At 59.1% G+C, this 8095-nt stretch carries 9 protein-coding genes and 1 pseudogene; 2 read left to right on the top strand and 8 right to left on the bottom strand.

Annotated features, from left to right (window positions below; genetic code table 11):
* From MPJ51_RS19425 to MPJ51_RS19400, 6 genes and pseudogenes are all read right to left on the bottom strand, one after another.
* A pseudogene (locus MPJ51_RS19425) lies at positions 1-500 on the bottom strand (ABC transporter permease); the annotation flags it as partial.
* Positions 497-931, bottom strand: a complete 435-nt coding sequence (locus MPJ51_RS19420) for a GNAT family N-acetyltransferase (RefSeq protein ID WP_298390306.1) — start codon at positions 929-931, stop codon at positions 497-499. The pseudogene MPJ51_RS19425 and the gene MPJ51_RS19420, both read right to left, overlap by 4 nt.
* Positions 924-1706, bottom strand: coding sequence for an ABC transporter ATP-binding protein (locus MPJ51_RS19415; RefSeq protein ID WP_298390303.1), 783 nt, complete (start codon positions 1704-1706; stop codon positions 924-926). Before MPJ51_RS19415 ends, MPJ51_RS19420 begins: the two co-directional genes overlap by 8 nt.
* Positions 1696-2199 (bottom strand): hypothetical protein, encoded by a 504-nt coding sequence (locus MPJ51_RS19410; protein ID WP_298390300.1) that lies wholly within the window; start codon positions 2197-2199, stop codon positions 1696-1698. Before MPJ51_RS19410 ends, MPJ51_RS19415 begins: the two co-directional genes overlap by 11 nt.
* Position 2200: 1 nt before the next feature.
* Complete coding sequence (hydA, locus tag MPJ51_RS19405) at positions 2201-3655, bottom strand: dihydropyrimidinase (RefSeq protein ID WP_298390297.1); 1455 nt, start codon at positions 3653-3655, stop codon at positions 2201-2203.
* A 96-nt stretch (positions 3656-3751) separates the two neighbouring features.
* Positions 3752-5002, bottom strand: a complete 1251-nt coding sequence (locus MPJ51_RS19400; protein WP_298390294.1) for a Zn-dependent hydrolase — start codon at positions 5000-5002, stop codon at positions 3752-3754.
* Positions 5003-5172: 170 nt separating this feature from the next.
* On the opposite strand from MPJ51_RS19400, the gene MPJ51_RS19395 reads away from it, so the two are divergent.
* Positions 5173-5781, top strand: a complete 609-nt coding sequence (locus tag MPJ51_RS19395; RefSeq protein WP_298390291.1) for a TetR family transcriptional regulator C-terminal domain-containing protein — start codon at positions 5173-5175, stop codon at positions 5779-5781.
* A gap of 34 nt (positions 5782-5815) precedes the next feature.
* A complete protein-coding gene (locus MPJ51_RS19390; protein ID WP_298390288.1) occupies positions 5816-6040 on the top strand; it encodes an N-(5'-phosphoribosyl)anthranilate isomerase in 225 nt (74 codons plus the stop codon).
* 51 nt (positions 6041-6091) lie between these two features.
* Here the strand turns inward: MPJ51_RS19390 and preA are convergent, their stop codons facing one another.
* Together preA and MPJ51_RS19380 are read right to left on the bottom strand one after the other, a co-directional pair.
* Positions 6092-7396, bottom strand: a complete 1305-nt coding sequence (gene preA / locus MPJ51_RS19385) for an NAD-dependent dihydropyrimidine dehydrogenase subunit PreA (protein ID WP_298390285.1) — start codon at positions 7394-7396, stop codon at positions 6092-6094.
* An 18-nt stretch (positions 7397-7414) separates the two neighbouring features.
* The coding region (locus tag MPJ51_RS19380; protein ID WP_298390282.1) for a methyltransferase domain-containing protein at positions 7415-8095 on the bottom strand (681 nt) is incomplete at its 5' end.

The raw sequence follows: 8095 nt of genomic DNA, 5'->3' as shown, positions 1-8095 counted from the left end.
CCCACCGAATACAGCACCACAATGATCATCGGGGCCAGCGCGATGATCGGAATGGTCTGACTGACGATGGCCCAGGGCATCACCGACAGGTCCATGACCCGGCTGTGTACGATCCCAACCGCCAGCAGAATGCCAAGCCCGGTGCCGATCACAAAACCCAGCATCGTCGCGCTGAGTGTCACCCAGCCGTGATAAATCAGCGACCGTTTCGAGGTGATCTTCTTGCCAACCGTCGTCTCCCACAGCTCAATCGCAACCTGATGCGGGGCAGGCAGACGGGGGCGTTTCTGCTCCCACGTGGCGGGGATGGCGAAGCTGTTGTTCAGCGCCAGCCCGATCTCACCCATATCTCGCCGGTCCTTGGCCGAGGGTGGCTGCACCTCGGCCCCGGCGCGTTCCTGTTCGGTCAGAACGCCTTTGATATTCATCGGGATACAGGCCACGTACCAAAAGGCGACAATCGCGGCGAGGACGGTCAGAACGGCGATCACCTGCTTCATGCGTGCCACTCCATCCGCAATTCCCGCAGGGTTTCGGGGGGTTCCGGGTCGATGAATCCGCAATCGACAAACCCCTCGCGCCGGTAAAAGGCCTGAGCCTTCAGGTTCGGTTCATCCGAGGTCAGCCAGACAAAATCGCGCCCCTGCCGGACATGATCCAACAAGGCTTTCCCCACCCCGGCCCCGGTGCGTCGGCAAAACAACGCGCCGATTTTCGAGGTCTCAGGGTCAAACGACAGATAAGCCTCAACCGGATCGCCAACTACAAAGATCTGACGTACTGGCAGAGCATCCCGGATCATCCCTTCGATGGCATCCCGAGAAAACACGCGCGGCTTCCAGGGCGTCGCGTCGATCCAGTCATTGACGACCCCGGCGCATCCCGGAACCTGATCCGGACCAGCGCGATAGATATGCAGCCCCTCACTCATCCGCATGCCCGGCCCGCAGCCCCTCGCGCACGCGATGGGCGACTTCGATGAATTCCGGCGAGTCGCGGATGTCCAAAGGGCGTTCCCTGGGCAAAGGGCTGTCGATCACATCCGTAATCCGCCCCGGACGCGGGCTCATCACTACGATCTTGGTGCTGAGATACACCGCCTCGGGGATTGAATGGGTCACAAAACCAATGGTCTTTTCGGTCCGCGCCCACAGCGCCAAAAGCTGTTCGTTCAGGTGATCGCGCACGATCTCGTCCAGCGCGCCAAAAGGCTCGTCCATCAGCAGGATATCGGCATCAAACGCCAGCGCCCGCGCGATACTGGCGCGTTGCTGCATGCCGCCTGACAACTGCCAGGGAAATTTGCCACCAAACCCTTTCAGATCAACCAGTTCCAGCACGTTCTTTACACGCGCATCCTGATCCGCCGCCGAGTATCCCATAATCTCAAGCGGCAATTTGATGTTCTTGGCAATGGTGCGCCACGGATACAAACCGGCCGCCTGAAACACATACCCATAAGCCCGGTTGCGCCGCGCCTCATCCGGGGTCATGCCATTGACCGTCAGGCTGCCCCCCGTCGGCGTCTCCAACGCCGCGATACAGCGCAGAAAGGTGGTTTTGCCGCAGCCTGAAGGACCGATGAAGCTGACGAATTCACCCTTGTCGATGGTCAGGTTCACATCCTTGAGGGCATGGATCGGACCGTCATTGGTCTGGAAGGTGAGGTCGAGGTTGGTAGCCTCAATAACAGTTTCAGGTGCCATTCGCTTTCCTTGTCTCCACACCCTCCAGCATTGGCCCAAACTTCGCTCTTAGATATGTTTCAAGTTTCGAAGCGACCAGATCATCTTCCTTATTCAACAGGAAGTTCCAACGTGCAGTGTTCTTCTTAATCCAATCTCCGACGCTGCTTTCTGCAATTTCATCAATTCCAAGAAGAGGCCAAATAATCGGATTTGAAACAATCGCACCGGCAACAGTGCTTTGCGCGGAAAATCCATAGTGTTGCGACTGATAGCGCGCGTTGCTCTTTGGTCCTGCTTTACCAACCTTGATGACGCGATTTGATGAAGCAAGCACAAACACATAGACGGCTCGCTTACTGGCAGGCAGTGCCTTGGGTATATGCGGTGCCGACCAATAGTCGATGGTCACTTCTTCCGTCGGAGAAATTCCTAGGCGCGAAGCCTGATCCAAAAAAGAGACCAACGCCTCACTTGGGTCCAACTGGATTGACTTGATATCCAGAACTGTCAAATCAAACCCCCGCCGCCGGAATGCCCGTCCGCTCGACCGGGCGCGGGGCGGTCAGCTCTTTCCAAGTGCTCAGCGCCCGGTTCACATGACTGTTCGGCTCGCGCGCCACGAACTCACCATGCCCCTCCTGCGTGCGGATTTCACCGTCATGCACCGCAACCTGACCCCGTGTCAGGGTAAAGCGCGGCAAACCCTTGACCTCTTTGCCTTCGAACACGTTGTAGTCGATCGCGGATTGCTGCGTGCCAGCGCTGATCGTCTTGGATTTCTCAGGGTCCCAGACAACCAGATCGGCATCCGCACCCACCAGAACCGCACCCTTTTTCGGGTAACAATTCAATATCTTGGCGATATTTGTTGAAGTTACCGCCACGAATTCGTTCGGTGTCAGGCGCCCTGTGTTCACCCCATGGGTCCACAACATCGGCATCCGGTCCTCAAGCCCCCCGGTGCCGTTCGGGATCTTGGTGAAATCCCCAACGCCATAGCGTTTCTGTTCGGTCGTAAAGGCACAATGATCCGTGGCCACCACACTTAGCGAACCGGATTGCAACCCGTTCCACAGACTGTCCTGATGGTGCTTGTTACGGAACGGAGGGCTCATGACCCGGCGCGCGGCATGGTCCCAGTCGGAATGGGCATACTCGCTGTCATCCAGCGTCAGATGCTGGATCAGAGGTTCCCCCCACACCCGTTTGCCCTGCATCTTGGCCCGCCGAATGGCTTCATGCGCCTCCTCACACGAGGTATGCACGACATAGAGCGGCACCCCCGCCATATCGGCAATCATGATGGCACGGTTGGTGGCCTCGCCCTCCACCTGCGGCGGACGGGAATAGGCATGCGCCTCGGGGCCGGTATTGCCCTCGGCCATCAGCTTGGCCTGCAATTCAGCCACCACATCACCGTTTTCGGCGTGCACCATGGCAACACCGCCCAGCTCGGCCAGACGTTTGAACGAGGCGAACAGCTCGTCATCATTCACCATCAGCGCGCCCTTGTAGGCCATGAAATGCTTGAAGGTGTTGATGCCGCGCGTCTCGATCACCGTTTTGATATCATCGAACACCTGCTCGCCCCACCAGGTCACGGCCATGTGGAAGGAATAGTCGCAATTCGCGCGCGTGGACTTGTTGTCCCAGCGCTTCAACGCATCAAGTAGGCTCTCGCCCGGGTTGGGCAGCGCGAAATCCACCACCATCGTGGTGCCACCCGCCAAGGCCGCCCGAGTCCCGCTTTCGAAATCATCGCTGGAATAGGTCCCCATGAAAGGCATTTCCAGATGCGTATGCGGATCAATCCCGCCCGGCATCACGTAACACCCGGTGGCATCCAGCGTCGTATCGCCCTTCAGATCAGGCCCGATCTCGGTAATCACCCCGCCTTCGACCCGAACATCCACCTTATAGGTCAGGTCCGCAGTGACAACGGTTCCGTTCTTGATGACTGTACTCATTTATCCCTCCCTGCGCGGTCTGCGCCGCGTGCTTCATCTGGCCCCAAATATCCCGGGGGAGCCCAGCCCAACAGGGCTGGGCGGGGGCAGAGCCCCCTACTCCACGATCTCCGCCGTCTCCACCACCGCATGCAGTAGAACATCCGCCCCGGCAGCGGCCCAATCCTTGCTGATCTCCTCAGCCTCGTTATGGCTCAGCCCATCGACACAGGGGCACATGACCATCGCGGTCGGCGCAACCTTGTTGATCCAGCAGGCATCATGCCCCGCGCCCGAGATGATGTTGGTGTGCGAATAGCCCAGCCGTTCCGCTGCGTTGCGCACGGCTGCCACGCAATCCGTGTCGAATTCCACCGGATCGAACCCGCCAACGGTCTCGAACTCGACCTGCAGGCCCATCTCTTCCACAATATCCTCGGCCGCCACGCGCAACCGGTTCACCATATCCATGATCACATCCAGCTCGGGTGAGCGGAAATCGACCGTGAACACAGCCTTGCCCGGGATCACGTTGCGTGAATTCGGGTAGACATCGATATGCCCAGCCGCACCAACCGCATGCGGCGCGTGGGACCAGGCGATTTCGTCCACCTTCTCCAATATCCGCGCCATGGCGAGGCCCGCATTCTTGCGCATCGGCATCGGGGTCGATCCGGTATGCGCATCCTTGCCGGTGATGGTCACTTGCGTCCACCGCAGGCCCTGCCCGTGGGTGACGACACCGATATCCTTGCCTTCGGCCTCAAGGATCGGTCCCTGTTCGATATGCAGCTCGAAAAAAGCATGCATCTTGCGGGCGCCAACCTCTTCCTCGCCACGCCAGCCGATCCGAGACAGTTCGTCCCCGAACCGCTTGCCCTCCGCATCCTCGCGGTCATAGGCCCAGTCTTGCGTGTGAACCCCCGCAAACACGCCAGAGGCCAGCATCGCCGGGGCAAACCGCGTGCCCTCTTCATTGGTCCAGTTGGTCGCCACGATGGGGTGTTTGGTCTTGATCCCCAGATCGTTGAGCGTGCGGATCACCTCCAACCCGCCCAATACACCCAGAACGCCGTCATATTTACCGCCGGTCGGTTGGGTGTCGAGGTGCGAGCCCACATAAACCGGTAGCGCGTCTGGGTCCGTGCCTTCGCGGCGCGCGAACATGTTGCCCATCTGATCCAGCCCCATGGTGCATCCCGCATCCTCGCACCATGTCTGAAACAAGGCGCGGCCTTCGCCATCCTCATCAGTCAGCGTCTGGCGGTTGTTGCCCCCGGCAACGCCGGGGCCGATCTTGGCCATCTCCATCAGGCTGTCCCAAAGCCTGTCGCCATTGATCCTGAGATTCTGTGCCGGAGCTGCCATTTGTTACCCTCTGTGATTTGCGAATTGGCTCGCATCTGGTGTCTTGATTTGACCATCTGGTCAAACTCACGCTATCACGGGTTCGGTATCAGTCAAGAAAATGCGCGGGTCAGTTGGATATTTCAGCTGTTTCCACGCCGACTTGGCTATGAAACAGACGCGCAGGACCCATGCCCAAAGATCGTGCCCCGACCCGAATTCAGAAAAAGAACCGTGCGGCGATTCTTGAAGCCGCTCTGAACGTGTTCTCCGCACACGGGTTTCGCGGGGCAACAGTTGATCAGATAGCGGCCGAGGCGGGTTTGAGCAAACCAAATCTGCTCTATTACTTCCCCTCGAAAGAGGCGATCCACACCGCCCTTTTGTCCGGCCTGCTCGAAACCTGGCTGGCGCCGCTGCATGAGTTGGACAAAAATGGCGATCCGATGACCGAGATCCTGTCCTACATTCACCGCAAACTGCAGATGAGCCGCGAATTGCCGCGTGAAAGCCGCCTATTTGCCAATGAACTGGTCCAGGGCGCCCCACGTATCCACGACGCGTTATCGAATGACCTGAAAGCATTGGTCGACGAGAAAACCGCAATTTTGACCACTTGGATGGATCAGGGAAAGATTGCACGGGTTCACCCCTATCATTTGTTTTTTTCGATCTGGGCGCTGACCCAGCACTATGCTGATTTCGATGTTCAGGTCCGGGCCATCCTCAGCGAAGAAGACCCGTTCGAGGGCGCAGGGCCTTTTATCGACATGCTCTATCGCAAATTGCTGTCGCCTTAAGGCTTGCTTAACCATGTTCGGGAAGGGTCTTCCCATGTTTGCCGCAAGACCCAATCCTGAACCCTGGATCGCACAGCTTTTCTCCACGCAATCGGCGCGCCGTGGCGCTGTCGTACGCCGCTCGGTCGCCTGGGTCGAACGCGAGGTCGGCCATGCGCGATTTCAGGATGAGGTCCGGCAGCGCGGCTACCACCTGATCCGCACTGCCAACCAATATATCGTCATCTGCCACAGCGGCCCCATCGACATCCTGTTCTGAGAAAATTCGTCGAATTTTCTCTTCCAAGATTTTTCGACGAAAAATCTCCGCCTATTCCGCCGCCTTGGCCATCGGATTGTTCGGATGTGTCGTCCAGTTGGCATAATCGGGCTGCACCACATCTCCGGTTCGCGGATCAACCGCACCGGCGGCCATTGGCTCCATCGAGATACATCCTTCAACCGGGCAGACATCAACGCACAGGTTGCAGGCCACGCATTCTTCGTCTTTCACCTCGAACACGCGGTCGGGAGACATGGAAATTGCCTGATGGCTGGTATCTTCGCAGGCAGCATAACACCGGCCACATTTGATGCACTGATCCTGATCGATCTTGGCCTTGGCGATGTAGTTCAGGTTCAGATACTGCCAATCCGTGACATTAGGCACCGCACGCCCGACAACGTCCGAGACATTGGTGTAACCCTTTTCGTCCATCCATTCCGACAGACCTGCGGTCAGTTCGTCAATGATCTTGAACCCATAGGTCATCGCCGCCGTGCAAACCTGAACATTGCCGCAGCCCAGCGACATGAATTCTGCCGCATCGCGCCAGGTTGTCACGCCGCCGATGCCCGAAATGGGCAGGCCATGCGTGGCCTCAGCGCGCGCGATTTCGGATACCATCGACAGAGCAATCGGCTTCACAGCCGGACCGCAATAGCCGCCGTGGCTGCCCTTGCCGTCAATCGAGGGTTCGGGGCTGAACGTGTCCAGATTGACGCTGGTGATCGAGTTGATCGTGTTGATCAGCGACACCGCATCCGCACCGCCATTTCTGGCCGCCGCAGCGGGTTTGCGGATATCAGTGATGTTGGGCGTTAGCTTCACGATCACCGGACGGTCATAATACTGTTTGCACCAGCGGGTGACCATTTCGATATATTCCGGCACCTGCCCTACGGCCGAGCCCATGCCGCGCTCGCTCATCCCGTGGGGGCAGCCGAAGTTCAGCTCAATCCCGTCCGCGCCGGTTTCGGCCACGCGGGGCAGGATCGCTTTCCACGCCGCCTCCTCACACGGCACCATGATCGAAGCGATCAGGGCACGGTCCGGGTAGTCCGCTTTGACCCGCGCCATTTCTTCAAGGTTCACCTCCAGCGGGCGGTCGGTGATCAGTTCGATATTGTTCAGCCCCAGCAACCGCCGGTCGGCGCCATAAATGGCCCCGTATCGGGGACCGTTCACATTGACGACCGGAGACCCCTCGGACCCCAGTGTTTTCCACACGACCCCGCCCCAACCGGCCTCGAAAGCGCGGCGGACGTTGTATTCCTTGTCGGTGGGCGGCGCCGACGCCAGCCAATAGGGGTTGGGGCTGGAAATGCCCAGAAAGTCAGTCGTCAGATCGGCCATGGCTTCTCCCTTCCCGGCTCAGCCGGTTTTCTTGAATATCATTTCGGTCGGACGGATACGCCCGGCCTTCAGGTTTGTGACGTAGTTCTTGAACTTCTCGGGCGCGGTTTCTCCCATCATCAGATGTATCCCCAACGGCGCAGGGCCGCTTTTGGCGATGCGGGCGAACACCTCTTCGAAGAAGGCCAGCGCAAATTCCGTACGGTCGGTTTCAGCAACCAGCTCAAGCCCCGCAGCGGCGGCGGCATCCCGGTAGATCTCGGGCGCATGCACGAATGAGGTCTCGGGCAGCGTCGACCAGGGCAGCGGGAAGTCCAGCGGCTCGGCCACCTCGCCGCCCATCACATCGAACAGGGCAAAGGTGCCGCCTGTTGCCAATGCGCGAGAGACCTCGGCGAAGAGGCCCGCCTTGTCTTCGATGTTCATGCCGACATGCAGCATCACGGCCAGATCGAACCCGGCATCCGGAACCGGCATGTCCAGCGCACTGCCGACCTCAAACTGCACCTTGTCGGACAGGCCAACCAGATCGCTCAGCGCACGCGCCGTTTCGATGAATTCTGGCGTCAGATCGACCCCGGTCACCGACGCACCATAGCGGTCCGCGATATAGCGCGACGTGCCGCCGATGCCGCAGCCCACATCCAGCACCCGCGTCGCATGGGTCAGCGATAGCTGGTCAAACAGATGATCCGTCGC

The organism is Ruegeria sp. (assembly GCF_028066395.1).
In the GTDB taxonomy this organism is placed as follows: Bacteria; Pseudomonadota; Alphaproteobacteria; order Rhodobacterales; family Rhodobacteraceae; genus Ruegeria.
This window is presented reverse-complemented; position numbering and strand designations above follow the sequence as displayed.